The 24,842-nt window shown below is 50.4% G+C and carries 25 protein-coding genes; 7 read left to right on the forward strand and 18 right to left on the reverse strand.

The window, feature by feature from the left end:
• Positions 1-33 precede the first annotated feature (33 nt).
• The 6 genes from EDM59_RS19180 to EDM59_RS19210 form a co-directional block, all read right to left on the reverse strand.
• On the reverse strand, positions 34-408 hold the full coding sequence (locus EDM59_RS19180) for a hypothetical protein (protein WP_122925086.1): 375 nt from the start codon (positions 406-408) through the stop codon (positions 34-36).
• Positions 409-807: 399 nt separating this feature from the next.
• Positions 808-1,374, reverse strand: coding sequence for a nitroreductase family protein (locus tag EDM59_RS19190; RefSeq protein ID WP_122925088.1), 567 nt, complete (start codon positions 1,372-1,374; stop codon positions 808-810).
• Between the two features lie 35 nt (positions 1,375-1,409).
• The gene (locus tag EDM59_RS19195; RefSeq protein WP_122925089.1) at positions 1,410-2,447 is read right to left on the reverse strand and encodes a FecCD family ABC transporter permease; all 1,038 of its coding nucleotides are present in this window, start codon (positions 2,445-2,447) and stop codon (positions 1,410-1,412) included.
• On the reverse strand, positions 2,440-3,447 hold the full coding sequence (locus tag EDM59_RS19200) for a FecCD family ABC transporter permease (RefSeq protein ID WP_122925090.1): 1,008 nt from the start codon (positions 3,445-3,447) through the stop codon (positions 2,440-2,442). Before EDM59_RS19200 ends, EDM59_RS19195 begins: the two co-directional genes overlap by 8 nt.
• Positions 3,448-3,465: 18 nt before the next feature.
• The gene (locus EDM59_RS19205; protein WP_122925091.1) at positions 3,466-4,461 is read right to left on the reverse strand and encodes an iron-hydroxamate ABC transporter substrate-binding protein; all 996 of its coding nucleotides are present in this window, start codon (positions 4,459-4,461) and stop codon (positions 3,466-3,468) included.
• Between the two features lie 105 nt (positions 4,462-4,566).
• Positions 4,567-6,204 carry an ABC transporter substrate-binding protein gene (locus tag EDM59_RS19210; RefSeq protein ID WP_122925092.1) on the reverse strand — a complete coding sequence of 546 codons (1,638 nt, stop codon included), beginning with the start codon at positions 6,202-6,204 and terminating at the stop codon, positions 4,567-4,569.
• Positions 6,205-6,346: 142 nt separating this feature from the next.
• Here EDM59_RS19210 and EDM59_RS19215 point away from each other — a divergent pair, with 142 nt between their 5' ends.
• Both EDM59_RS19215 and EDM59_RS19220 read left to right on the forward strand, forming a co-directional pair.
• A complete protein-coding gene (locus EDM59_RS19215; RefSeq protein WP_122925093.1) occupies positions 6,347-7,171 on the forward strand; it encodes an alpha/beta hydrolase in 825 nt (274 codons plus the stop codon).
• A 193-nt stretch (positions 7,172-7,364) separates the two neighbouring features.
• The gene (locus EDM59_RS19220; RefSeq protein ID WP_122925094.1) at positions 7,365-8,756 is read left to right on the forward strand and encodes an SMI1/KNR4 family protein; all 1,392 of its coding nucleotides are present in this window, start codon (positions 7,365-7,367) and stop codon (positions 8,754-8,756) included.
• Positions 8,757-9,155: 399 nt separating this feature from the next.
• On the opposite strand, the gene EDM59_RS19225 is transcribed toward EDM59_RS19220, so the two are convergent.
• Positions 9,156-10,178, reverse strand: coding sequence for an NYN domain-containing protein (locus EDM59_RS19225; RefSeq protein WP_246011121.1), 1,023 nt, complete (start codon positions 10,176-10,178; stop codon positions 9,156-9,158).
• Between the two features lie 557 nt (positions 10,179-10,735).
• Here EDM59_RS19225 and EDM59_RS19230 point away from each other — a divergent pair.
• Positions 10,736-11,305 (forward strand): DJ-1/PfpI family protein, encoded by a 570-nt coding sequence (locus EDM59_RS19230; RefSeq protein ID WP_183192954.1) that lies wholly within the window; start codon positions 10,736-10,738, stop codon positions 11,303-11,305.
• Between the two features lie 115 nt (positions 11,306-11,420).
• Here EDM59_RS19230 and EDM59_RS19235 read toward each other — a convergent pair whose 3' ends face one another.
• The 5 genes from EDM59_RS19235 to EDM59_RS19255 form a co-directional block, all read right to left on the reverse strand.
• Positions 11,421-11,924 carry a DUF2798 domain-containing protein gene (locus EDM59_RS19235; protein ID WP_122925221.1) on the reverse strand — a complete coding sequence of 168 codons (504 nt, stop codon included), beginning with the start codon at positions 11,922-11,924 and terminating at the stop codon, positions 11,421-11,423.
• 147 nt (positions 11,925-12,071) lie between these two features.
• Positions 12,072-12,671: a response regulator transcription factor gene (locus tag EDM59_RS19240; RefSeq protein ID WP_092267240.1), complete on the reverse strand. Its 600-nt coding sequence runs from the start codon at positions 12,669-12,671 to the stop codon at positions 12,072-12,074.
• The gene (locus EDM59_RS19245) at positions 12,668-13,807 is read right to left on the reverse strand and encodes a sensor histidine kinase (RefSeq protein WP_122925096.1); all 1,140 of its coding nucleotides are present in this window, start codon (positions 13,805-13,807) and stop codon (positions 12,668-12,670) included. Before EDM59_RS19245 ends, EDM59_RS19240 begins: the two co-directional genes overlap by 4 nt.
• 64 nt (positions 13,808-13,871) lie before the next feature.
• The gene (gene desA / locus EDM59_RS19250) at positions 13,872-14,927 is read right to left on the reverse strand and encodes a Delta(5) desaturase DesA (RefSeq protein ID WP_122925097.1); all 1,056 of its coding nucleotides are present in this window, start codon (positions 14,925-14,927) and stop codon (positions 13,872-13,874) included.
• 272 nt (positions 14,928-15,199) lie between these two features.
• Positions 15,200-16,984, reverse strand: coding sequence for an amidohydrolase (locus EDM59_RS19255; protein WP_425456006.1), 1,785 nt, complete (start codon positions 16,982-16,984; stop codon positions 15,200-15,202).
• A gap of 228 nt (positions 16,985-17,212) precedes the next feature.
• Between EDM59_RS19255 and EDM59_RS19260 the strand changes: the two genes are divergently transcribed.
• Positions 17,213-17,599 (forward strand): VOC family protein, encoded by a 387-nt coding sequence (locus EDM59_RS19260; protein WP_122925099.1) that lies wholly within the window; start codon positions 17,213-17,215, stop codon positions 17,597-17,599.
• Positions 17,600-17,802: 203 nt separating this feature from the next.
• Here EDM59_RS19260 and EDM59_RS19265 read toward each other — a convergent pair whose 3' ends face one another.
• The 3 genes from EDM59_RS19265 to EDM59_RS19275 are packed head-to-tail and all read right to left on the reverse strand — an operon-like array spanning position 17,803 to position 19,377.
• Positions 17,803-18,276: a GNAT family N-acetyltransferase gene (locus EDM59_RS19265; protein ID WP_122925100.1), complete on the reverse strand. Its 474-nt coding sequence runs from the start codon at positions 18,274-18,276 to the stop codon at positions 17,803-17,805.
• A gap of 15 nt (positions 18,277-18,291) precedes the next feature.
• A complete protein-coding gene (locus tag EDM59_RS19270) occupies positions 18,292-18,660 on the reverse strand; it encodes a DUF4180 domain-containing protein (protein WP_122925101.1) in 369 nt (122 codons plus the stop codon).
• A gap of 27 nt (positions 18,661-18,687) precedes the next feature.
• Positions 18,688-19,377, reverse strand: coding sequence for a response regulator transcription factor (locus EDM59_RS19275; RefSeq protein WP_122925102.1), 690 nt, complete (start codon positions 19,375-19,377; stop codon positions 18,688-18,690).
• A 239-nt stretch (positions 19,378-19,616) separates the two neighbouring features.
• Here EDM59_RS19275 and EDM59_RS19280 point away from each other — a divergent pair, with 239 nt between their 5' ends.
• From EDM59_RS19280 to EDM59_RS19290, 3 genes are read left to right on the forward strand one after another with little or no spacing between them, the layout of a single operon-like run.
• Positions 19,617-20,549 (forward strand): alpha/beta hydrolase, encoded by a 933-nt coding sequence (locus tag EDM59_RS19280; RefSeq protein WP_122925103.1) that lies wholly within the window; start codon positions 19,617-19,619, stop codon positions 20,547-20,549.
• Positions 20,550-20,564: 15 nt separating this feature from the next.
• Positions 20,565-22,202, forward strand: a complete 1,638-nt coding sequence (locus EDM59_RS19285; RefSeq protein WP_122925104.1) for a flavin-containing monooxygenase — start codon at positions 20,565-20,567, stop codon at positions 22,200-22,202.
• A gap of 27 nt (positions 22,203-22,229) precedes the next feature.
• Positions 22,230-22,964 (forward strand): SDR family NAD(P)-dependent oxidoreductase, encoded by a 735-nt coding sequence (locus tag EDM59_RS19290; RefSeq protein ID WP_122925105.1) that lies wholly within the window; start codon positions 22,230-22,232, stop codon positions 22,962-22,964.
• Positions 22,965-23,138: 174 nt separating this feature from the next.
• Here EDM59_RS19290 and EDM59_RS19295 read toward each other — a convergent pair whose 3' ends face one another.
• From EDM59_RS19295 to EDM59_RS31625, 3 genes are read right to left on the reverse strand one after another with little or no spacing between them, the layout of a single operon-like run.
• Positions 23,139-23,522: a Rid family detoxifying hydrolase gene (locus EDM59_RS19295; protein ID WP_122925106.1), complete on the reverse strand. Its 384-nt coding sequence runs from the start codon at positions 23,520-23,522 to the stop codon at positions 23,139-23,141.
• A 32-nt stretch (positions 23,523-23,554) separates the two neighbouring features.
• A complete protein-coding gene (locus EDM59_RS31620) occupies positions 23,555-24,148 on the reverse strand; it encodes an MFS transporter (protein WP_281274580.1) in 594 nt (197 codons plus the stop codon).
• A complete protein-coding gene (locus tag EDM59_RS31625; protein WP_122925108.1) occupies positions 24,145-24,825 on the reverse strand; it encodes an MFS transporter in 681 nt (226 codons plus the stop codon). Before EDM59_RS31625 ends, EDM59_RS31620 begins: the two co-directional genes overlap by 4 nt.
• Positions 24,826-24,842 lie beyond the last annotated feature (17 nt).

Raw genomic sequence — 24,842 nt, forward strand, 5'->3', positions numbered from 1 at the left:
TATTAAAGAACCTTTTAGACAAGACCTCTGTTCCTAGCGGCTCAACCGGACATGGGTGACAGCAGTCCATGTCCCGGTCTCTCCCGCACGTATAGAGGGATGCCTCATCGCAACATTTCCTTGCAGGACGTAATGGCGCAGGTTCAGCAGCGGTTCATCCTGGCTGAACAGCGTTCCTACATAAGAAGCAAACTCGGTCTCAAAAGCGATTTGTCTGGCCGCTTCGTTCCAGATTCCTTGAATGGGAATAAACGTGCCGCGAAAGTTCACAGCACCTTGCAGCCTGCCGTTGATGACATTTTGAAGAAACAGCGTCCCCTGCGAGGTCGGTCTTCCTCCAAATCTGGCCTGAATGTCCCAGGTCGTCGGGTAAGGCAAGCTTACTCTCGTCATTTGTCCGATTGCCACGGCTACCCTCTCCTTCATGCATGATGGTTACGATCGAGCAGAAAGGTACCCTACAGTATATGAACCCATGGGGAGGTGTCACGTAGGCAAACGTACATTATTGGGAGAGCCTTTTTTGCAGGACGAGCCAGGCCGGTTCCCTTTTACAGTTGGACAATCCAGCGTTCCAGCGCCGTCGAAATCAACAATAGCAGTATCGCTTCCATCGTATGGCAGCGTGGGATAATGAACGGACTCAAGAGTTTCCATCCTCCTTTTCCCTCCCGAATCAAACCCCTCTCGCTGCCATCGTAGAATATTTTCGTAAAAAATTCTGTAATAAGGCTCACAAAAAAGGCAATCCTCAGCCATTGTCTGACCTTCGGATTGCCTTTTCCTTTTCGTTTCGATTTGTTCCGGCTATGCCCGATCTACCCGCGTTATCCGCTCTGCCGCCGGTACACGCGGCTGTGCCTGAGGGATTGCTGCCGGATAGCCGATGTGGAGATTTCCCAGCACCTTTTCTCCCGGCAGGATGCCCATGGCTTCACGAAACTCTGGCTCGTGAATCCACGGATACGTCTCCCACGTAAGGCCAATTCCTTTTTCCCACGCGAGCAAGCTGAAATTGTGAATCACAATGCTCGTCGCAGCGAAATCATCCTGGCGTACAATCAGGTTTTGGCTCTCCTGCATGATGACCGTCATCAGCATCGGAATCGCCATGATCTTGTTGTAAAACTTTTCACCGACCTCTTTCTTCCTAGAGGCATCTGGTTCGCGTTTCTCTTTCATGATCCGTACAGCTTCCGCGATTCTTCGGCGCCCTTCTCCATACGTAAGGATAAAACGCCAAGGCTGCGTCATGTGGTAATTTGGCGCCCAGACAGCCGTATCCAAAAGCTCGGCTACCAGATCCGGATCTACCTCGCGATCCTCAAAGCGGTGAATGGAACGGCGCTCTCGCAATAACTGGACCAGGTCCATCAGATTCCCTCCTTATCTCTCACAAGCCTCATTGCCTACGCCTTCCCGCCTTTTCTTTTTGCCCTCGCCAGCAAGTAAAAAAAGTAGGGGACTCCGATAATCGAGATGACGATCCCTACCGGCAGTTCAACAGGAGTAAAAACGGTTTTCGCTATAAAATCAGACACGATGACCAAGAGCATGCCGATCGCCCCTGACAGCGGAAGAACCCGCAGGTGGCGAACCCCAACGATACGCTTTGCCACATGAGGCGCGATCAGCCCGACAAAGCCGATGTTTCCGGAGACGCTGACACATGCGCTAATCAAGCCGATGCTTGCGAGCAGCAGTCTATTTCGCTCCTTGTTCGTAGCTACCCCCAGGCTGATCACACTTTGCTCCGACAGCTGGAACAAATCGAGATAATACGCCTTTCGGATGAGCAGGGGCAAGAGCAGGACGATCCATGGGAGCATGGAAGTAATATGGGACCAATCTGCATTCCAAATGCTCCCGGTCAGCCAGACGGTAGCCATTTCAAAATCTTGGGCATCCATCTTGAGTGACAGATAGAGTGTTCCTGCCCCCATACCTGAGCCGATGGCAATCCCCACCAGGAGCAGCCTTTGCGTATCCAGAACGCCGTTGTGCCTGGAAAGCCAGTAGATGATCAGCGCTGTTCCGACACCGCCGATCCATCCGAAAAGAGGCATGCTGAACACAGACATCCAATCGGCGGCTTTGAGCTGTCCTTGAAAAAGGAACATAAACGCTACGATGCCGAAGCCTGCACCTGCGTTGATCCCGAGAATCCCCGGGTCAGCCAGTCCATTTCGCGTGATTCCCTGTACGACCGCCCCGGCGACACCCAAGCTCATGCCGACCAATCCGGCAATGACGATGCGCGGCAGCCGAAAGTCAAAGATGACCAGATCATGCTCGGGTATCGGGTCGATGCGCAGTAGGGTGCGGATTACGTCCATCACGCTCATGTCAAAAACGCCGTTGGTCAGACTGATGTAAAGTGCTGCTGCGATCAGAAGCACGGTGACGCTCCAGATGACCGCAAGCCTTGTACCCGCTGGTTTATCCATGCCTTCCTCCCCCCTTCTTGTAGATCAGATAGAGGAAAAAGGGCACACCAATGATGGAAGTCACAACGCCGATCGGAGTTTCAAACGGATAGTTCATAAAGCGGCTCAGCACATCGCAAAGGCCAAGGAATACCCCTCCGAGAACACCTGCACACGGAACGATCCACCGATAATCCAGTCCCACCAGAAAACGGGTGACATGCGGTATAATCAATCCCACAAAGGCGATCTTGCCTGCGAGCGCCACGGAAATTCCCGTAAGAATCACGACAGAGGCAGTTGCGAGCACCTTGACCGTTGTTGTTCGTTGACCTAGACCTGTGGAAATCTCTTCTCCCAGTGCCAGGATCGTAATCGATTTGGACATGGAGATTGCCAGGACGATTCCTACTACAGCGAATGGAATGGCAAGCTTCACCAGCTCGGGCTCAAGCATATGCAGCCGAGCATTATACCAAAAGCTGACGCTCTGCGAGACTTGAAAGTACGTAGCAATCGCTGCAGACAGCCCGCTGAGAAATGTACCCGTGATCGTACCAATGATCGCCATCCCTACCGGCGTCATGCCATTAGGCAGAAACCGGGCCAGAAACATGACCATCAATACCGCAAATACGGAGCCGATCAGGGAGCTTGCTATCATTTCGGTGGTGGTAGACTGTGGCAGCAGCACCATGCACAGGGTGATGGCAAAAGCGGAGCCATCTGTTACCCCCATGATGGACGGCGATGCCAGGTAGTTTCGCGTCATCCCTTGCATCAGAGCACCTGATATAGCCAAAAATGCACCGATCAAGAGAGCCCCGACGGCCCGCGGAATCCGGGAATGCATAATAATCTGGTGGTTGACATTCCCGGGATCAAACCGTAAAAACGCGTCCCGGACCGTGCTGGCATCGATATCTTTTGCGCCGTACAAGACAGAGAGCAGAATGACCAGCACAATCGCAACAGGCGCGAGGGATAAAATCACAACAGGAACGGTATTTCTCGTTGGCATCAGCCTAACTCGCTTTCCCTAGTTGGCAGACAGTTTTTCGACAGCAGCTTTCAGGAAGTTTGTTTTGCTCCATGCCGTACCGCCTTGTGCAAGAGGGTCGACCACGTTCACAAACACCTTCCCGTTTTTCACTGCTGTAATGCTTTGCCAGATTGGATTTTTTTGCAAATCGTCCAGCGCTTTCGGATTGTCTTTATTTTCATCCGGCGAGAACTGAACGAAGAGGTAGTCTGGATTCAGTTCACTGAACTTTTCCAGCGAAACGATTTCTTGTGCTTTCGCCGCTTTTACTTCTGCGGGTACGGCCAGACCCAGATCAGTGTACAGCGATGGATTGAAGAAGACCTTCTCCGGATAAATATTGATGTCGCCCTGGCGGATCCGAATGACGACTACTTTTTTGTCCTTCAATGCTTCCCCCAGCTTTGCTTTGGCAGCAGCTGCTTCATCCTTATAGGATTGCAGGGCCTTTTGGGCTTCCTCCTGCTTGCCAGTCAGCTCCCCGAGCAAAAGCAGATTCGCTTCCCAGTTGGTAGAGATGTGTGATACGGGAAACGTCGGTGCGATTTTCTCTAATTTCTGAGCAACCTCTGGCGGAAATTTGGACGACCCCAGGATTACATCTGGCTTTAGCGACAGAATCGTTTCCAGGTTGGGCTGGGTCTTTTCCCCGATCGACTGTGCCTGGGATGTCACCGGAGCAAACATCTCAGGGAACTTGCCGCCTACGGAAATCGCTCCGATCGGATTGACGCCGAGTACCAAAGAGTCCTCCATCGACTCCATGCTGCCCGTGATTACGATGCGATCTGCTTTTGCAGGGACTGTGTACTCCTTGTCCAGATATTTGATCGTACGAGTTTCTTGTTTATTCGTTGTTTCTGCCGGTTTTTCAGTTGCTGGGGCTGCTGCCTGACTGTTCGTTGGAGCTGCTGCTTCCTTTTGTCCTCCGCAGCCCGTAAGTGCCATAGCCAACAAGGCAACCATGCTCAAGCCGAGATAAAGCTTTTTCATGAATCGATGATCCCCCTCTACATTGGATACTTCATTTATTGATAATGATTATCAATGCAGATTGTAAAGCATCCACCTACCCACGACCATGGACGAAATCCAGAACTATTTGGGACGATCTCCTGTTAGCAGCAGAAACGCCTCGTCTACCAATCGATCATGCGCGGTGGCGGAATACTCCCTCCACGGATCAGCGGGTATGCGGGATACCTTGTTTGCACGCACGGCTTTCAGTTCCTTCCAGCCTATTGACTGTTTCAAAGCTTTCCAATACTCTAGCGTCTCCGCCTCCTGGCATATGAGAAGCAGCAAATGCTCTGGATCGAGCAAGGCCAGCTGCTCGAGCGTCATTTCCATGTCGTATTCGCGGGCATCGCTGGGAAATGCCGGATTCATTTGCAAATCGCCGTAAAAAACTTCTCCCATACTGCGATTGCAGTGAAGGTACATGCTCCCTTTCCAGATGCGGAGAATGGCTACCGTCTCGTTTTGCATGACACGATGAAGCTGTTCTCGCCGCTCTTCCGTCTTTCGGTTGAAAGCACGCAGCCAGCTTTCCGCCTCTGCCTGTTCCCCTACCCGTTCAGCTGTAGCCAGCAATTGCTCCCGCCAGCAGCTCTTCCCAGCCGGAATCGTAAAAACAGGAATGTCTCCCTCCTCCAGCCGCTCTTTTTCTACCGCTGTCAGATCATCCAGGCTCAAAATAAGATCCGGCCGAGCCTTTGTCAGTGTCTCGATATTGGCTTCCCAATCCTGCATTTGACGAAAGGCGCTCAGGTGTACGGGGACATCGTTTCGATACATTTTGTGATAGTAAGCCGTCCATTTCGGATGGAGCGGCGCAGCATACGGGATCATCTTCAAAGCCAGCATATAACCCATGAGCGGGGCATGATAGACCGCTATTTTTCTCTGGCGGCTTTTCATATAGACGGTAGGGGACACGCCTACTTCTTTTTTGAACTTGCGGCTGAAATAAAACTCGTCATGATAGCCAACCTGATGAGCGATGTCTCGCAGCTTTGTCGGCGACTTCGCCATCAGCTGCTTTGCTTTGTTCAGCCGCACCTCCCCCAGATAATCCATTGCACTGATGCCAAACGTCTTTTTATACAGATCGACGAAATATTTAGGGCTTACCTGTGCGATTCGGGCCAGCTGCTCGATCGACAGATCCTCCGCATAATGTTCTTCGAGATAGGCTTTCGCGAGCTTTACCGCATTTTTGGAATCGTTGCCGATAAAGTTCTGGTGCTTGAAAATATGCAGGAGCAATTCAGAGAAGGCGAGCTGTCCCTGAAAGCGGCCAAAGCCATCCTCCTGCTGCCAGTGGCCCAGTATGGTATGACATAGGATTCCAAGCTGTCCTGCGGATTGGATAGGAATCTCGCCAATGAAGGCTTCCAGCTTTTCTCCCTGTATGAGATGAGAATGCTCTGCTGACTCGCTGTACACATCGAAGCGCAAAAGGAACAGCTCTATTTCTTCCAATGATTCTGAATCGATCCCAAAGGTAGCGTGAGGCGGGCACAAGTAAACCGCGTCCTTGCGCAGCTGATGTCCCTCTGTCTCCAGTGTCAATCGCCCGTTGCCTCCCGTGACGACAACCATCACGTACGAGGGCGTAAACTGCTGCTGCAGCCGCCCGTGACGATCTCCTTTTACCCATTCAATGTCCCGCAGCTTGAACAAAACATCCCCAAGCCCGTTCTCCAAAAAATGATGAAACGTGGATGAATCCATATCTACCACCTCAACCTTCGTAAACTCCATCTATACATGATAATGATTATCAATTACAATTAATAGGAGTATACCAAATTACGCACCAACGAGCCAGTCATTCCAACGAATATCGACGATCCCATGGAAGGGAGTTACTCCAATGGATGTACCTGTAACAATTCCCCGCACCCACAAAAAAGTGATTCACTCCCGAAACAGGGAGTACCATCTCTTTGTCAGCATCCCAGTCGAAGCCCCGCCTCCCGAAGGCTTCCCCGTCATTTACCTTCTGGACGCCAACTCCGTATTCGGAACCATGACGGAAGCAGTCCGCGCCCAATCTCGCTTTCCTGAGAGAACAGGCGTCTACCCTTCCGTCATCGTCGGGATCGGCTACCCTACCGAGATGCCGTTTCATATCCAGCGCCATTACGACTTCACATCACCCGTACCGCTGTCCGAGCTGCCAGCGAGCCCGGATGGCAGTGCATGGCCAGAGCAAGGCGGCGCCGCGTACTTTCTGGACTTCCTCGAGGATGAGGTCAAGCCGATGATCGAAAAGGAATTCCCAGTCGATCCCAAGCAACAGACAATTTTCGGCCACTCGCTCGGAGGCTTGTTCGTTCTCTACGCCCTCTTCTCCCGTCCGTACAGCTTTCAGAATTACATTGCCGGAAGTCCATCTATTCATTGGAACGAACGGGTACTGCTGGAGAAAGAACGGGCATTTACGGGCATGCTCGAGGAAAAGAAAACGATCCGCTTGTTCCTTGGTCTTGGCGAACTGGAAGCCAGCCACCCTAGCCAGCTGAGCAAGAAAGCAGCTGAGATGTACGAGCGCCTGTCCTTGCTGCAAGACCAAAACGTCTGGGTCACCTATCGGGAATTTCCAGATGAAAGTCATATCTCCGTCCTGCCTGTTCTGATCAGTCAGGCCATTCGCTTTGCTTCGAAAAAAATCGGGCAGCCCCAGCAGTCTGTGTAGACCGCGGGGCTGCCCTGCTTTTTTCATTTCCCCCTCTCCCGTCTGGAATCAGGTCGTATCATTTCCATTATTTTGCTATACTCGTTATGTTTGGTGGAAAGCATGCCCATGTAAATTCGTTCATGATCAGGGCTGCAGCAGACTGCTCGCCCCTTTTCGATTCAAACGAAAAATAACCGTTTGGGAGGCGGCCATGGACCAATCACTTATGGAACATTTGAGCCAATTGCACGAAGAAGACGAGCATCAGGAAATTGTGGACTTGCTCTTAGCCATTTCCGAGGAGGAACGGGACTATGAGGCAGTCAACCGACTCGGCAGAGCGTACAACAACTTAGGACTATTTGAAGAAGCACTCCGGGAATTGAATAAAATTGCTGACAAAGGCAAAGAAGATCCACTGTGGCATTTTCGGGTAGGCTTTGCTTATTATCACCTCAAAAGGTATGAGGAAGCCGTACAGGCATTTCGAGATGCAGACAGGCTGGAAGCGGAAGATCCGAATACCGAGCTGTTTTTAAAATGGAGCTTGCGAAAGGTGGACAAACAGCAAAAGTATGAACAGCGGATGGCAGCAAAAAAAGCAGCCGCCTCGAAGTCCCAAGGGTCTGAATCAAAGCAGGTTCCCTTTTCAGGAATGTCACTGGCTGACTTTTGGGAAGACAGTGAATACGCGCGCGAGTCCTATCAATCCGAGCCACCCACTGATGAAGTCATCGCCTCTATCGAGGAAGAGCTGGGATACAAGCTGCCCTCGTCCTATCTTGCACTAATGAAGCAGCAAAATGGCGGAATACCGAAGAACACCTGCTTTCCAACAGAGGAGGCGACCTCATGGGCAGAAGATCATATTGCGATTTCAGGCATTCTGGGGATTGGGCGCGAGAAAAGCTATTCCCTCTGCGGGGATCTCGGCAGTCGGTTCATGATAGAAGAATGGGGGTATCCCGACATTGGCGTGGTGATCTGCGATTGTCCATCAGCAGGTCATGACGTAGTGATGCTAGATTATCGGGCATGCGGCAGAGACGGTGAACCTGAAGTGATACACGTCGATCAAGAGGATGATTATGAAATTACTTTCCTCGCTGAAAACTTCGAAGCGTTCATCATGGGCTTGGTGAGCGAAGAAGAATTCGATACCTCTGCGGAGGACAAGGAAGCTGACCTATACAAAGTCAGCCACGGGAAATTTTCCACCCTGCTCGAGGAGCTTTGCACCCGCGTATCGGAAGTGGACCAGATCGAACAGAAAATACGCAGGATCTGCACACGAATTGTGGAAGAAAAAGGCCATTTTTCTTTTCATGCGGATGAGCTGTCGTATCTGATGTACGATGTGCAGTTTTGGCTATACACCAAGTCATACCCCGATACCAGCCGCGAACAGTATGTGGCTAATTATGAGAAAATGATCGCCTTCGGTACCGGTGGTGAATTCCGTCAAGGCGGCTATGCCCCTGGCTGGATTACCGACTGGCTGGACAAACGCATGCAGGAAGGACATATCCTTCAGGAAAAGGGTCGCCTGCGGCCCGCAGAATCATTCGTTGCAGAAGTGATTCGCCAGCTGCAAGAGGTGTAATAGACTGGCCCCGTTCAGGCAAGCAACGAGAAGAGCCCACGTTCATCGCGGGCTCTTCTCGTTGCTGTCACGTTATCCTCTGGACAAACGAACACATAAAAAATGCCTTCACCCAGATGAACGAAGTCTGCCTTATTGACTGTCAATGCGAGTTTTTTTGGTAGGGAGCAAAAAACGAATGAGAGTCCGTCAAAACTGGGGGTAAGCAAGCTGAGATTGGAATGTAGATATGTCAATGCAGTATTTTATCTCAGAAAAAGCAAAAAGGCAGGGGATAATCCCTGCCTTTTGCGAACGAAAGTGAAAAAGAGCGAAAGTTAAAACGAACGAATGCTATCAACGGAAGGTTGCTAGCGAATATATTACTCATTTTATCAATGACTGTGTAATTGTCAAGGACTATTCTTTAGCACTTGCTGCTTGGCTTGCCCCAGACTTAACTTCAGCAATCGCAACATCTGAAACTGTACTAATTTTTTCCAATCCTTTAGTAGTCAATTTATTGCTTGGTTTTTTACTTGTTTGGTTTAAATTACGGTGAAAGAATTCTTTAGACTGTTTCTCAATCAACTTTTCCACTACCAAACGCTCAATTAACTGGCTACCTATGTCTTGTGGAATGCTAAGCTCGTTTTGAAACAATTCCTTTAACACAGGATCACCTAGGAACCTTGATTTGTCCGTCTCGTATTTGTCCGTCCACCCTTTAATTGCACGTAGTGCTGGTTCGATTAACGTATCAAGATCATACTCTTTTGTTTCGATTCCAAGAAAATCAAGGAGATCAACATGCTCATGAGCATAACGATTCATATCAAACTGTTTTGAAGTAGCGGAAGAAATCGAATAGAGTTCAACCCGTTTACCCTTATACATTAGTCGGCTCATGATTGGGATCATATCGCTGTCTGCAGTTACGAACACAAAGCAAGAAATGTTTGGATTCTCATTACAAAGCTCGATTGCATCCAGACACAATTCTATATCCGATGAATTTTTCCGGCCTTGCTCCTTTTTTCCATTTGCGTAAACATGACGAATCTGAATCCGTTTTTTCTGAAGACTAGTCAAATTTGATTTGATCTGCTCATAATCGGCGTATGATTTGAAAACCCGGATATTATCACGATTGTATGTACTTGTTAATTTTTCGAACAGATTTTTGGACGGGTCTTCACAATCGGGGTCATGCATGTAACCCTTGGATAGAGTCCAATAAATATTGTCATAATCTACAAAAATAGCAACATTGTCATACATGGAGGTCCGGTTAAACTGCCTGATTCCTTTGAAAATGGGATCAATGAAGCTACGATGCATAGACTCAGCCATAAATTCATGAAACTCTGGACTTAGCAATTCCTTTTCTACTGAGTTGGGCATTTGGACAACTGAACTTTGCGGTTTATCAGTTTCGCTCATTGTGAAATCACCACCGATTCAAAATTTGAAGTATGTTCATCTTCTTAAAGAATACCATCCTATTCCATTTCAGTCATCCAAAGTATAATTTCCCGCTCCAATTAAAATGCCCTTGCTCATTAGTAAAGGATTAACTTCATTGATCACAGTTATTATGTTTAGACTAAAATTTTATTTAACACTGCATTTTTATAGCAATTCTGTGGCGCCTTATATTACTTATGCGATTCCCTGATTAACTCAGTTAGCTCTCTAGCCAATATATCGATGCTTTCTGATATATCAACTCAAGATTATAGATCAATTTACAAATTGAGTCATCGACGCATCGTGGAATAGTAACGAACTAACTTAATGTGTCTATCATTATTGTGTTATGTCATGCACCTTCTATATTCGATAGCTACAAAGTATCTACAGAATATCGTTTATCGACGCGAATATTCACACGTTAAGGAGAGAACATTGTAAAAAATAGAAATGGCGCTATATACTAATCAAATGGATTTGATCGAAAAAATACAGCTGCTCCCACTTCATTCAAAAGGGTGATCTCTTTGAAAAAAATATTGCTGTTCCTCTATGATTCCTTTGCAGAATTTGAAATCGTGACTCTCTTAACGGCGCTCAAGGGAACGGATTACACCCTCGTGACGTTTTCGACCAAATCGGAAGGCGAAGCCGTTACCGGATTATCGACGATGCGCTACCTCCCTGCCTTATCTGTGAATGACATCGTGGTAGACGAGTACGCAGCACTGGTTATACCCGGAGGCTCGCCCCACCCTCTTTTGCAAAACCAAGAACTGATCAAAGTGATTCGCGCCTTCTATGACCAGGGAAAATTGCTTGCAGCCATTTGCGGCGGTCCTTCCTTGCTCGGTGCAGCAGGCATTTTACAGGAGATTACGTATACGGCCTCACTGGAGCCTGCCGACCTTGAGTACCGTGAAGTCATGAATTGGGAAAACAAACGAAGCGAGCTGCTGGTCATCGATAAAAACGTGATTACCGCAACCGGCTCCAACTATCTCCAATTTGCCGAGGCAGTTCTTCGTAAGCTTGGTGCTGTACTTCCAACGGAGGAGAACCCGCTGCAATACTTCCGCGAACCCTCCCTGTCGTAGCGAAATAAAGAACGCTCTCCGCGTTTTGTGTAACCTCATCTAGTAGGGAGAAACGAAAAGACAGCCGGTGCTTTTGCTGGCTGCCTTACTTATTCGGGCTCCACGTATCCGCTTTCTACGAAATGGCTCCTCCCGCTTTTCTCGCTTGTCTCTCGTGTAATTTCTTCATGGCGAATCGCGCTATAGGCTGTGCCAACAACAGTTCAATCCATAAAGCGATGCCGAAGTTTCTCGGCCAAATATGCAGGAACCTTTCAAACGGGGCCAAGCTGATTTCTCTCATCCCCACCCAGGTTCCGATCATCGATAACCAAAGGGATATCACCGTTACATTTAATAAAATCGTGAATAGGACGCGGGCATTGAAGCTATCTGTCTGTCCCACGAATTTTGGCAAAAGCTTGCCCACAATCGGTCCTGCAATCAACCGTACGGATAAAACGGCGATGATCCACATAATCGGAAGAATCTTTAGCGTTTCTAAGTACGTTTCCTTACTAAAGCCACGTTCCAGTCCCACAATAATGGGGGCGATCGTGTTTACCGAAATGATTGAGATAATCAATAAAAACAGGATGCCTTCTTTTCCGTTTCTAGGCAGCCTTGCATCCGCAAGCATTTTGTTCGTCACCTATGCATCATCCTTCTTTGTTTTTTGTCATGTTATAACAGGGGAAGGGTCCCTCATAAGTGAACATTCCGTGAACTTTCCTCCATCATTTTGCCCATAAACAAGAAAAAAGGAGCCGGATGATCCGAGCTCCTTTTATTTAAACCAGCCTTTTTCTTTAAAATGCGTAATCGCCTCGATGCGATTGCTGACCCCGAGCTTGTCGAGAATCACGGAGATGTAGTTGCGAACGGTCCCGGTGGTGAGGAAAAGCTGACTGGCGATTTCCTTGGTGTTTTTCCCGTCGGCGATCAGCTCCAGCACTTCCTTTTCCCGCTCCGTCAACGGGTTTTCCTGGCCGTACGCTTCGTCCACCAGCTCGGCGGCGTAGATCCGTCTGCCTGCCATGATGCTGCGGATCGAGCTGGCCAGCTCCTCACTGGGGCTGTCCTTGAGCAAATAGCCGTTCGCGCCTGCACGCAGCGCCCGTTCAAAATAGCCTGGGCGGGCAAAGGTCGTGAGAATCATCACCTTGCAGCCGCAGCCCTTCAGCTCCTCTGCCGCATCCAGCCCGCTTTTAATCGGCATCTCGATATCCATGATACAGATGTCCGGTTTATGCAGATGAACGAGCTTGACGGCATCCTCGCCGTTGCTCGCCCGTCCCACGACCTTCATATCCTCTTCCAAATCGAGCAGCGAAGCCAACGCACCCAGCAGCATCCGCTGATCCTCAGCAATGACGATACGAATCATACCCCAGCCTCCTTTTCCGGTTGTTTGAAGACGTTTGGTACTTTGATCGTAACAGTAGTGCCATTTTGAGCCGAGTCGATCTCCATGCTTCCATTTACAAATTCGAGACGTTCTTTCATGCCTCGCAAACCATTTCCGCGCAGATAGGCGCATTCCTCTGCCATGCCGATGCCGTTATCTTTCACCTTGAGCAGAAGATCGGTGCGCAAAGGCTCGATGACGACAGAGCAAATCGTCGCACCACTGTGCCTGACGACGTTGGTGACAGCTTCCTTCAGGCACATGCTGAGGACGTTTTCCGTCATCAGCGAGGTATTCTGCAGGTTTGGGTCTCCCTCGAGCACAAAATCAATCTCGGCAGCCTTCGTGATCTGCCGCACCCGAAACACTTCGTCCTCCAGCCGCGTCCCGCGCATCTGCGTGACCATATCACGCACTTCTTTCAGAGCGATTCGCGCCGTTTGCCGAATCTCCTCCAGCTCCGTCTGCGCTCGGCCCGGATTTTTGCTGATCAGCTTGGAGGCGAGGTCGCTTTTCAGCCCGATCAGACTCAGCTTTTGCCCCAGCGTATCGTGCAGATCGCGAGCGATTCGCTGCCTCTCCTCCAGTTTGACCAGCTCGGAAATCCGTTTGTTGGCGTCCTCCAGCTGACCTTGCAGCTTCTCACGCTTGTTCCAGTTATAGGTCGTGACCGGAAGCAAAATCACAGCCACGAGACTGACGAGGACAAAGGGCAGCTGGTTGAAGAACTCCGCATTTTTCGATAGGAAGCCCATATTGATCGTGACGACCGTACTGATCAAATGGATGGTGTACAGAGTAAAGAAGCCGATCTTGTTTTGAATGTGTCCGATAAAAAACGCCAGAAACAGAGAAAAGTACACGTAGCCGAACAGGACGGTCATCGCAATCGATATAATGATTTGCCAACTCGTCCAGAAGTAGACTGCCCATCCTTTCGACAAAAAGGAGAGCACGTAGCATACAAAAAACATCAAGATCATCACGATCCCAATCACCACTTCGTACGTGGAGGAGGACCGGAAGATGAAATAAAACGGAAGGATGTAAAAGACCACCCAGACATACGGACTTAGCCCCGTATTTTTATGAAGAATTTGATACCATTTCTGCATATTTGCCCACCTATTTCTTTGCACTTACGCTAAGTGTAGCGGAAACGAAGGGGGAATGGCAGGGTTATTTTCCTTCCAAGCTCGGTCTTGGTCCGGAGATTGTTTCCGCCATTGGCTCGGCAAGAGCAGCTGGACGGCGAATATCCTGAAAGCCGACGAATCTTTTCGCCTCTTCATCCCACAGTCGGAAGCGCAGTGATTTCAAGCTGGACTTCAAGGTGATTGTCGTGGCCATCTGGAGCGGCTTGGTCTCGTTGTGCGCTCTCTCCAGGTTGTAGTTCGGAACCTTAGGACTTAGATGATGCACATGATGAAACCCGATATTTCCCGTAATCCATTGCAAAACCTTTGGCAGCTGGTAGTAGGAGCTTCCCTCAACTGCTGCTTTTACATAGCTCCACTCGGCTTCTTCTTCAAAGTAGGAATCTTCAAAGGTATGTTGGACGTAGAACAGCCATACACCCATCAAGCCCGAGAAGAAAAAGATCGGACCTTGAATCATCAGAAACGCTTGCCAGCCGATGGCCCAGATGATCAGCGCGTATAAACTGGCAATCAAGACAGACGTCAAATACGTGTTGAGACGCTCTTTACGGCGTGCTCCCTTGCGATTGAAGCGGTATTGGAAAACGAACACAAAAGTAGGTCCGAAAATAAACAATGTGATGGGATGGCGGTACAAACGGTAAGCGATACGATGCCACAGCGGTGCAGACACGTACTCTTCGACCGTCATCATCCAGATATCGCCCACTCCGCGTTTGTCGAGGTTGCTGCTGGTTGCGTGGTGGATGGCATGGCTATTTTTCCACTGCTCATACGGACAAAGGGTCAAAACACCCGTAATATTTCCAAGAATGTCATTGGCCATACGGCTTTTGAAAAACGACTGATGGCAGCAATCATGAAAGATGATAAACGTGCGGACCGTAAACCCGGCAGCGACGAGCGTCAGGGGAAGGGTCAGCCAATACGAAACAGACAGGCAAAGATAAGCCGCGTACCAAAGCAAGATCAGTGGTCCAATCGTGTTGATCACTTGACGAATACTTGCTCTCGTATCCGTTTTTTCATAAGGAGCCACATCTTTCTTCAGATGGGCAATGTTCGCTTGATGCATGGGGTAGCCTCCTCGGATCTGACGCGCGCTGGACAAGAGCCAAACGCTGTTTACTTAACTTTCACTATTATTGTAGAAAATACAGACTTTTTGCTGAAGTCATAAACGTCAAGTCGAGGATATGACAAATGTCATACTTGAAAGCGATTTCTTCATGATTTTTACCAATACAGGAACATTTCGGAAGTAAAATGGTTTGCGTGCAAGCTTTACAAAAAAAAAAATGACCCGCAAGCCGATTCGTCGACTTGGGGTCACCTGTCTGTCTTTCCTTATTTCTTTTCGCCCGCTTGGCTCTGATAGACTGTCTTTCCTTCCACCAGCGTCAGCAAGACCTGCACGTCCTTGATCTTGCTTACCGGAGTCGTGAACAGGTTTTGATCCAGGATGACCAGATCGGCTTTTTTACCTGGCTCCAGGGATCCTGTGATGTCTTCTACATGGTTGGCATAGGCGCCATCGATGGTGAAGCTCGCGATCATATCTGCCAGTGTCGCCCGCTCATCCGGATTGGCGATCTTGTTCGGGTCGGTTTCCCCATCTGCGATCCGCGTTACGCCTTGTTGGATACCGTGCAGCGGATTGAATTCAGGGGTCACGATGTAGTCACTGGAGGAGGCGATGTGTACACCTTTCGTAATAAAGCTCTTCATCGGATATTCTTTTTCCGCACGCGCTTGTCCCAGATACGGTACTTCGATCTCATCGTAGTAGCCATCCTCCTGCATGAACCAGAACGGCTGCACGATGCCGACTGCGCCGAGCTTTTTAAAGCGCTCGATGTCCGTTGGGTTCACCAGCTGCAGATGCACGAGGGAATGGCGAGCGTCGTGCGCACCATTTTGCTTTTCCGCATACTCCATTCCATCCAGCGCGATGCGAGTGGAAGCGTCGCCGATCGAGTGGACGTGCAGCTGGAAGCCTGCTTTGTCCGCAGCTGCGGCGGTCTTGTTGTAATTGTCTACCTTCCAGATCAGCTCGCCGTTTGTTTCTTTATGCTCGTACGGCTTTTCCAGATAGGCGGTAGCACCCTCGACAACCCCGTCCATGAAGATTTTCACCGCGTTCACTTGGAACAGCGGATATTGTTCGCGCTCTCTGATTTTTACGAAATCCGCTATCTGCTCCGGTCCTTTATCCGGGTTGGCGGTAACCGCATTGCGGAAACGAATCGTCAGCTTGTTTTCTTTCGCCAGCTCTTCATAGGCTTCCAGCACGTTCGGATAACGCAGCATATCCGGGTCACGGACAGTCGTGACACCGCGCTCCACTGCTTTGAGCTGATACTCTTCAATACCCGATTTATATTGAGAAACCGTGTACCCACCGATTTTTTTCAGGACCAGATCCATCGCTTTTTCACGCAGCGTTCCAGATGGCTCTCCTGTCTTCGGATCGCGCTCGATGATCCCGCCTTCTGGATCCGCCGTATCTTTCGTGATACCCGCCAGAGCCAGCGATGCAGAGTTCACCCACAGGGAATGTCCGTCATCGGATGTCAGGGCGATTGGCGTTTTCGCATCGATTTCATCCAGCACCTCTTTGCGTGGACCGATGCCAGGTGCTACCGGGTTGGTCCAGCCGCGTCCCTGCAGAGTTGGCTCATTCGGATGCTCCTTGATAAAAGCTTTGATGGTCGCGACATACTCTTCGATGGACCCGCCGTCAAACAGGTCGATGGAAAAAATCAGTCCGGTCGTTTTGCTCGCATGTGTGTGACTGTCGATGAAGCCTGGCAGCACCATTTTGCCTTGCAGGTCCGTCACCTTGGTCGTTTTGCCAATGTACTTTTTCGCGCCTTCGCTGCTGCCGACGTACACGATTTGGTCGCCGCGAATGGCGACAGCCTGCTCTACGTTGCGATTGCGGTCTACCGTGTACACGACACCATTGGTAAATACCTGGTCCGCTGGCTGCAATACGGCTACTGCCGCAGGTGCTAAAGGCGCTCCCGGCGCTAAAGGCGCCCCAGACGCTAAAGGCGTCCCTGTCCCCGCCCCTTGCGCAAATGCCGCCATCGGGCTCATCATAGCCGTTATCAGCAATGCGCTTGTCATTTTCTTAAACAAATAGATCCCCACCTATGCTGCTTTGTTGCTTTTCTCTCTATTCGATCTGAAAGCACAAGGACGATTGTAGCACTGCAACTCAGAAAATTCCATGAGTTTCCTCGTTTCGGTATCTTCTCCCTCTATCAGCCTCCACCAATTCAGACTTGACACCTCGGAATTATATCTCTTAAATGGACGTAGACAATCATTTCAAATGAAATGGGGCGTAATCACATGGCCAAAAAACGGATCGATCACGTAGGTATGGTCGTAAAAGATTTTGAGAGGGCAATCGAATTCTATCAAACCATCGTAGGCTTTGAGCTGAAAGGGAAAATCACACATACAAACGGCGTCTTCCAGCTCGCCTTTCTCGGGTTCGGCGGCACGGATGAAACGGAGCTGGAAATCATCCACGGCTACAACGACAGCCTGCCCGCAGAAGGCAAAGTACACCACTTTGCCGTCCACGTCGACAACCTCGAAGAAGAATACGAGCGCGTCAGCAAGCTTGGCGCAGCCTTCGTCGAAGAAGGGATCGTCGAGCTGCCCAATGGCTATCGCTACTTCTTCATCTTTGGTCCAGAAGGAGAATGGGTGGAATTCTTCCATCGTCCCTAACCAGCTTTATTAGAAAACTTGACTCCGCCAAGCTTTGTGGCGGAGCCTTAGTACCCAAAGGGCACAAGTCTTGCTATCTCACTTCGTTCGAAGTCTCGCTATGTTGCACTTATCCTGGCTAAGAATCCTATACATTCTTACTGTACAAGAAAGGAGCCACTCTCTCTTAGAGAAAGCGGCTCCTTTGCATGGATCGAACGAATCTAGCATTTTTCCCGGGCAACCGGCTTTCGCATGACCAGCTCGCCGTCATACTGCTCACCAGTCTCCACAAATCCAAGGCGACGGTACAGCTGCAAGGCGGCAGCATTATGCGGATAAACCGTTAGCCTTACCTCCTGGCACTGGGAGAAGCGTTTGGTGATGTACGCAATCATCTCGAGCATCGCTGCTTTTCCGTACCCTTTCCCCTGGTGGGCAGCGTCGATGAGAAAGCCGTTGATCCAGTACATATCGGTTGTTTCTTCAACAAATGCATGCATGATGAAGCCCACCAGCTGCTCCTCGCGATAGATCGCAAAGGGCAGATACACTACGTTGTCCCCATCCGGTTTGATGGATACCTTCGCGAGCGATACCGCCACCGCCGGTACAAAATCCTTTTGATCCTCGCTTACTTGCAAGGCGATAGCCGCGAGCCAGTTCTCTCTCGTCACCGGCACCAGTCGAATGTTCATTCCAGACTCCCTCTCCTACTTGACCCCATGCAAAGCGTCCAGGGCTTCTGTTTCCGTCGGTAGAAACCAGAAGCGCTTCCCTTTATTGCTCTCGTGAATAAAGTCGCTTAAGCTTTTGCTGTTATAGCTGCCAAACTCTCCTACGATCGCCAGCTTCACCTGGTAGTTGGTATATTTTTGCAGGATTTCCCCAGCCAGCTTCGTCTTGAGCTCGAAGAAGTCGTCCACGATCTGTTCCTTTTTCAATAGGATCTTATCGCAGCCCTCGTTGTACTGGACGCTCACCATCAAGTCCAGCGCATCTTGGACATTTTGGATCACAATCTCCTCACTTACCACGACTGCTACCTTCGAATCGTTTCGTTGATCCACTCTGATTTCCATGGAAGGCTCCTCCCTATACTGGCTTGCCTAGATCCACCCTCTGCGATACATTTCCCCGATCGCGTGCGAGCGATTTTGCGCACCCAGCTTCTTGATGGCCGATTTGATGTACTGCTTCACCGTAAACTCACTAATGCTCATCGAGTCCGCCATCTCCACTGTATTTTCACCCCAAGCTATTCTGCGCATAACCTCTAGTTCCCTTTTGCTCAATACCTGCAAGTGGTTTTCTGCGCCCTGTGAATCGAGCAGCAATTTGCCCACCTGTCTCCCAAATTGGGTGAAATCCTCCAGCAGCTGCTCATTGATGCCGTCTTGCTCAAAATCGGAGCTGCATATGTACCCGATCACAACCGGACCATAGCAGATCGGTACAACAAGCAAGGTCTGGATGGTGGATGTAATGTCTTTGCTGCTCATTTGCTTCAGGTACTCCAGCCCTGTACAGAACTTCGCCTGTCTCTCCCGAATGGCAGCGTAAATAATCGGATACGAGCGAATATCTTCCCGGATTTCTCCAATATACACCAGACTCGATTCCTGGATCGAGATAATCCCTTCCGCGAGGTGACCCAGTGGAGAATATCTCATCAAAAAGGCATTGCGAACAGGAAACAGCTCGAGAAACAGCTGCAAGAACGTGTACATCTGCTCTTCATGACTGGAGATTGCTTCGAGCTTGTGCATGTGCTCCTGAATGGTAGTAGAAGGAAGCATCCGACCATCTCCTTTTGGGTTACTGGGCATACGAAAAATGGGGAATTTTCAGATTATACAAACAAAATTATCCTGTAGATAGTCACTTTTTGCAATGGAACCATCCACTTAAGAAAACCTCTATCGAGGCCTGATTCAAGGAGGAGCGACCGCGATTTAGCGGAAAGTTTTCATGCGCTCCGGATTTCATAATCGTAAACGCTTATAAAATCCTACACGTTGAGAAAGGGAAATACGAGATGGCAAATCTAACCCCGAATGCAGTCAAGCACGTGGAAATGTTTCAAGGAATGTCGAGCTTCCCGACCATGGAGCCAAAGGCCGTTCGAGACCTGCTGGCACAAGCCCCTCCGCTGGAAGTAGAGCTCGCCCCTCTCGCAAAGGTCGAGGACAGAAGGATTCCCGTTGAAAGTGCTACCGACATACGAATCCGCATCTACACACCTGAAGGAAATGGACCTTTTCCGCTCTTTCTCTACTTTCACGGAGGCGGCTGGGTCATCGGCGACATCGAAATGACAGACGCGAGCTGCCGCCTGATTGCCAATCGTACCGGAAGGGTGGTCGTCTCCGTGTCGTATCGTCTCGCTCCCGAGCATCCGTATCCGACACCGGTCAATGATTGCTACGCCGCCTTGCAGTGGGTCGCAAATCACGCTGACGAGCTTTCTGCAAACGCTTCCAATCTGGTCGTGGGCGGAGACAGCGCAGGCGGCAATCTCGCAGCCGTCGTCGCATTGAAGGCCCGCGATCAAAAAGGGCCTGCCATTGCCGCGCAAGTCCTGATCTATCCCGTCACCAGCCTCGACTATACGACTGGGTCGTATGAGCAGTTCCAGGAAGGCTTCGGACTGGATCGCGAACTGATGAAATGGTTTGGTCAGCTCTACGTTACCAGGGAAGAGGATCTGACGCATCCTTATGTCGCCCCTCTCCTCGCTGAAGATGTCAGCAGCCTGCCACCTGCCTATATCATTACGGCGGAAAACGATGTGCTCCGCGATGAGGGGCAAGCCTATGCCCGCCGATTGCAGGAAGCTGGTGTCCGCGTCGAGTCCATATGCGAGGAAGGACTGGTTCACGGCTACTTTTCCAACCTCCTGCTCTTTTCCGATCGCATCGAGGAAGCTATTGCGAAGATGGATCGTTTTTTGACTGAAACCACTAAATAGAAAGGCGGTAATCCCATGAATATTCCTTCTCGCGGCAACAACGACTTTGATGCCATCGTCATCGGAGCAGGCTTTTCCGGGCTGTACATGCTTCATCGTTTGCGGGAGGCAGGCTTCCATACGCGTGTATTTGAAACAGGGGATGGCGTTGGTGGCGTCTGGTACTGGAACCGCTACCCGGGAGCCCGTTGTGATTCCGAAAGTATTTATTACAACTATACCTTCTCCGAGGAGCTTCTCCAAGAGTGGACCTGGTCTTCGCGTTATCCCGAGCAGCCGGAGATCCTGCGCTATCTTAACTACGTCGCCGACAAATTCGATCTGCGCCGGGACATCCAGTTCCAGACGCGGGTCACAGCGGCGCACTATGACGAAGATAACCATCGGTGGCGAATCACCCTCAAAGATGGCACACAAGTATCTGCCACATACTTCATTTCCGGAGTAGGCTGCCTGTCCGCTGCGAATATCCCGAAGTTCAAAGGCTTGGATACGTTCCAAGGAAAGTGGTATCACACGGGGCACTGGCCGCAGGATGAAAAGGTCGTTTTCAAAGGGAAACGTGTCGGGGTTATCGGCAACGGCTCCAGCGGGGTGCAATCCATCCCCGTCATCGCCAAGGAAGCCGGGCATCTCACCGTTTTTCAGCGGACTCCCCAATACACGATCCCAGCCCGAAATCATCCGTACGATCCTGCATTCATCCGCCAGACGAAGGAGACTTACTCCCAGATCATTCCACAGCTGCACGAGTCGTGGGCGGGCTTTCCCATCGCGCCCAGCCCCCGTTCTGCGCTGGATGACTCCCCAGAGGTACGTCATCAGGTGTATGAGACTGCTTGGGAAAAAGGCGGCTTCTTTCTCACCTATACCTATAACGACTTGACCATAAACGAAGCGTCCAACGAAACGGCCGCTGCATTCATTCGCTCCAAAATCAGAGAGACCGTCCACAACCCCGAAGTAGCCGAAAAGCTGGTTCCCCATTACTACTTCGGAACCAAACGCCCGATTCTCGACACGCATTATTACGAAACGTACAACCGGGAAAACGTCACACTGGTCGATGTGAAAGCAGCCCCGATCGTCGAGATTACACCAAAAGGGATACGTACGACCGAGGCTGAGTACGAGCTGGACATCCTCGTATTTGCAACTGGCTACGATGGCATGACAGGTCCTCTGTTGAAGATCGATATTCGCGGAAAAAACGGTTTGACTCTCAAGGAGAAATGGGCAAATGGCGGTCATGTCCAAACCTATCTCGGACTCGCAAACGCCGGGTTCCCCAACTTTTTCATGATCACCGGCCCGGAAAGTCCCTCTGTTCTCGCCAATATGCCTCTGGCAATCGAACAGCACGTGGATTGGATCGGTGATTGCCTCCAGTACCTGCGCGGTCACGGCGTATGCGAGATAGAAGCAACCCCAGAAGCGGAGCAAGCCTGGAGCAAGCATTGCAAAGAGGTTGCCGACACCACCCTCTATCCCAAAGCCGATTCCTGGTACACCGGCGCCAATATCGCGGGCAAGCCTCGCAGCTTTTTGATCTACCTCGGGGGCTTTGGCGTCTACCGCAACATCTGTTTGGACGTCGCAAGCAAAGGATACGAGGGCTTCTCGCTGGTCACTTCTCCCAAAACCGTGTCATAAAAACGGGAAACAAAAGGAGGTCTTTTCATGCACAGTCAAAATCGTGTAGCCGTCATTACGGGAGCCGGGAGCGGGATTGGGCGATCAGCCAGCTTGCAATTAGCGTCGCAAGGAATGAAAGTCGTGCTCGTCGACTACGATGCAGGACTTGGGGAGGAAACCCTCTCGCTCATCAAGGAAAAGGGTGGGGATGGCATCTTCGTCCAAGCCGATGTTTCCCAAAATCGCGACGTCGAGAGCTTTGTAAAAGCGGCGCTCGACACCTACGGCAGCATCGACGTATTTTTCAACAACGCGGGAATTCTGGGAACGCCTGGACTGTTGGCGGACCAGTCCGAAGAGATGTTCGACCGCATCATAGCCGTCAATCTCAAAGGAGTCTTTCTCGGACTCAAGCACGTGCTCAAGGTCATGGAACAGCAGCAATCCGGTGTCATCGTCAATACCTCCTCGGCTGCCGGAATCGAGAGCTGCCCACATCTCGGCGTCTATGCTGCGAGCAAGCATGGCGTAGTCGGCTTGACGCGTACGGCAGCCGTTGAGTATGGCCCGAAAGGCATCCGAATCAATGCCATCTGTCCTGGCGGTGTCGTGACGAATATGACCAAAGGGATGGACATGAACAATCCCGAGCAGAACGGACCTGCCCGCCGCCCGGCTTCCCCGGATGAGATCGCCAATGTCGTCCGATTCCTGGCCTCTGATGAAGCCAGCTACATGAATGGTGCGATTATTCCAGTCGATGGCGGATTGACGAGTTAAATCGAAAAAGGAAACGGGCATGATCGCCACGCTACGGAAAGCGCAAGCCATCATGCCCGTCATCTATAGCAGCTGCTTCCTTTCCCTTGTTCTTCCACCGCTCTCCTTTCCACAAATAAAAAATGGAGGACTGTTCGCCTCCATTTCCATTCCTTGCTCTTCATTTGTGTATGCTTATGTCCAGTTAGCAACCGCTTCGATTTCTACCTTTGCCCCTTTTGGCAGTTTGGACACTTCCACCACGGCTCTGGCAGGGATTGCTCCCTCTGGAAAGAAGGACGCATATATTTTGTTGATCCCGTCAAAGCAATCCATATCGGTGACGTAGATCGTCGTTTTCACGAGATTTTCAAAGCTGAGCTCTGCTTCTTTTAAAATCGCACCAACGTTTTTCAGAGATTGCTCGGTCTGCTCGTAAATGTCCTGGGATACCATTTCATTGGTCTTGGGATCGATGGGAAGCTGTCCGGATATGTACAAGAACGTCCCCCTTGCCGCGACTGCCTGTACGTATGGTCCTACTGCCTTTGGCGCTTCCGTGGTTGCTATTCTTTTCATCAGAATGGCTCCTTTTCTTCCTACCGTTTTATTCACATCACACTGGACATCTGATTTTCCTTTGGCTGTGCCGGTTTCTGGTAAAAGGATCGCAATGTCGGGGAGAAGATCAGCATCAAGACTACGAGAATGACAAAGCTTCCGCCTGTTGTCAGCATGTTCATCTTGGGCGGGATCATCTGGCTGAGAGATCCGTACAAGAAGTTGCCGAATGCCATCGCCCCGGAAGCGAGAATGAAGTTGACACTCGCCACCCGTCCGCGGTATTCGTCGCTCGTCCTCTGCAAGAGAAAGGACAGGTTGATTGCCATGAAAACGGCTTGGGAAGCTCCTACCGTGAGACCGACGATAAACGCAAGCACAGGCGTATAGGTGAAGCCGAGAGCAAACAACGAGAGTCCGCTTGCCACTGCCATCGTCAAGTAGAGGATTCCCTGTCCCCGTGGTGTCGAAATGGAAGCGGTGCTCAAGTTTCCAATAATCGCTCCAAGCCCGATCAGCATCATGAGCGTACCGTAGATCCCGCCGTCTGCTGCCAAGTCATCGCGAATGAACTGCGGCAAAAGCGACGTATAGGCCATCGTCAGCAGACAGTGCAGCCCGACCATGACAATCAAAAGATTCAATATAGGTGTCTGGCGAATATAGCGGATGCCCTCCAGAATCGGGTGAAACAAATTACCGGACAGAGGTGCGCACTGTAGGTGCGAATCGCTGGACGAAACGAAATCGCCTGGGACTGCACACATGCCGCTGTGTACAACAAAAAGCACAGGGTAAAAACAGCTGCCGGCCCTACCCACACGAGCAGCGGACTGGCTAATGCGGATCCCAAGAACCCCGCTCCATGCTGCACACTTCCTTGCAGGGCAGTGGCATTAAACAGCGATTGTTTCGGGATCAGATCCGGCATGATCGCGTTGGTGCAGGTCATTTGCAGATTAAAGAAAACACCCAAGAAAAACGCGCTGGTAATGACGACAAACGGGTTGATGACTCCTACTCCGCTCAGGATCGCCAAGCACCCGGTATTGCAGGCGTTGCACAAGAGGGCAATCGACAGCAGCCTTTTCCGATCAAAGCGGTCAACCATCACACCAATGATAGGCCCGAACAAGACTCCCGGGATCATGGTGGCAAATACAGCTGCTCCAACGAGCGCAGTCGAATTGGAGAGCGAAAAAATCAGCCAGCTGGCGGCGACGGTAAACGCGTATTGACCGGAATTGGCCATCGCTGTACTCAGCCACAAAAAACGGAAATCGCGAATCCCCAGCGAAGCAAAAATTTTAGGAGTTTTCATCTCGCATCCCCTTTAGG

The organism is Brevibacillus nitrificans, assembly GCF_003710965.1.
In the GTDB taxonomy this organism is placed as follows: Bacteria; Bacillota; Bacilli; order Brevibacillales; family Brevibacillaceae; genus Brevibacillus; species Brevibacillus centrosporus.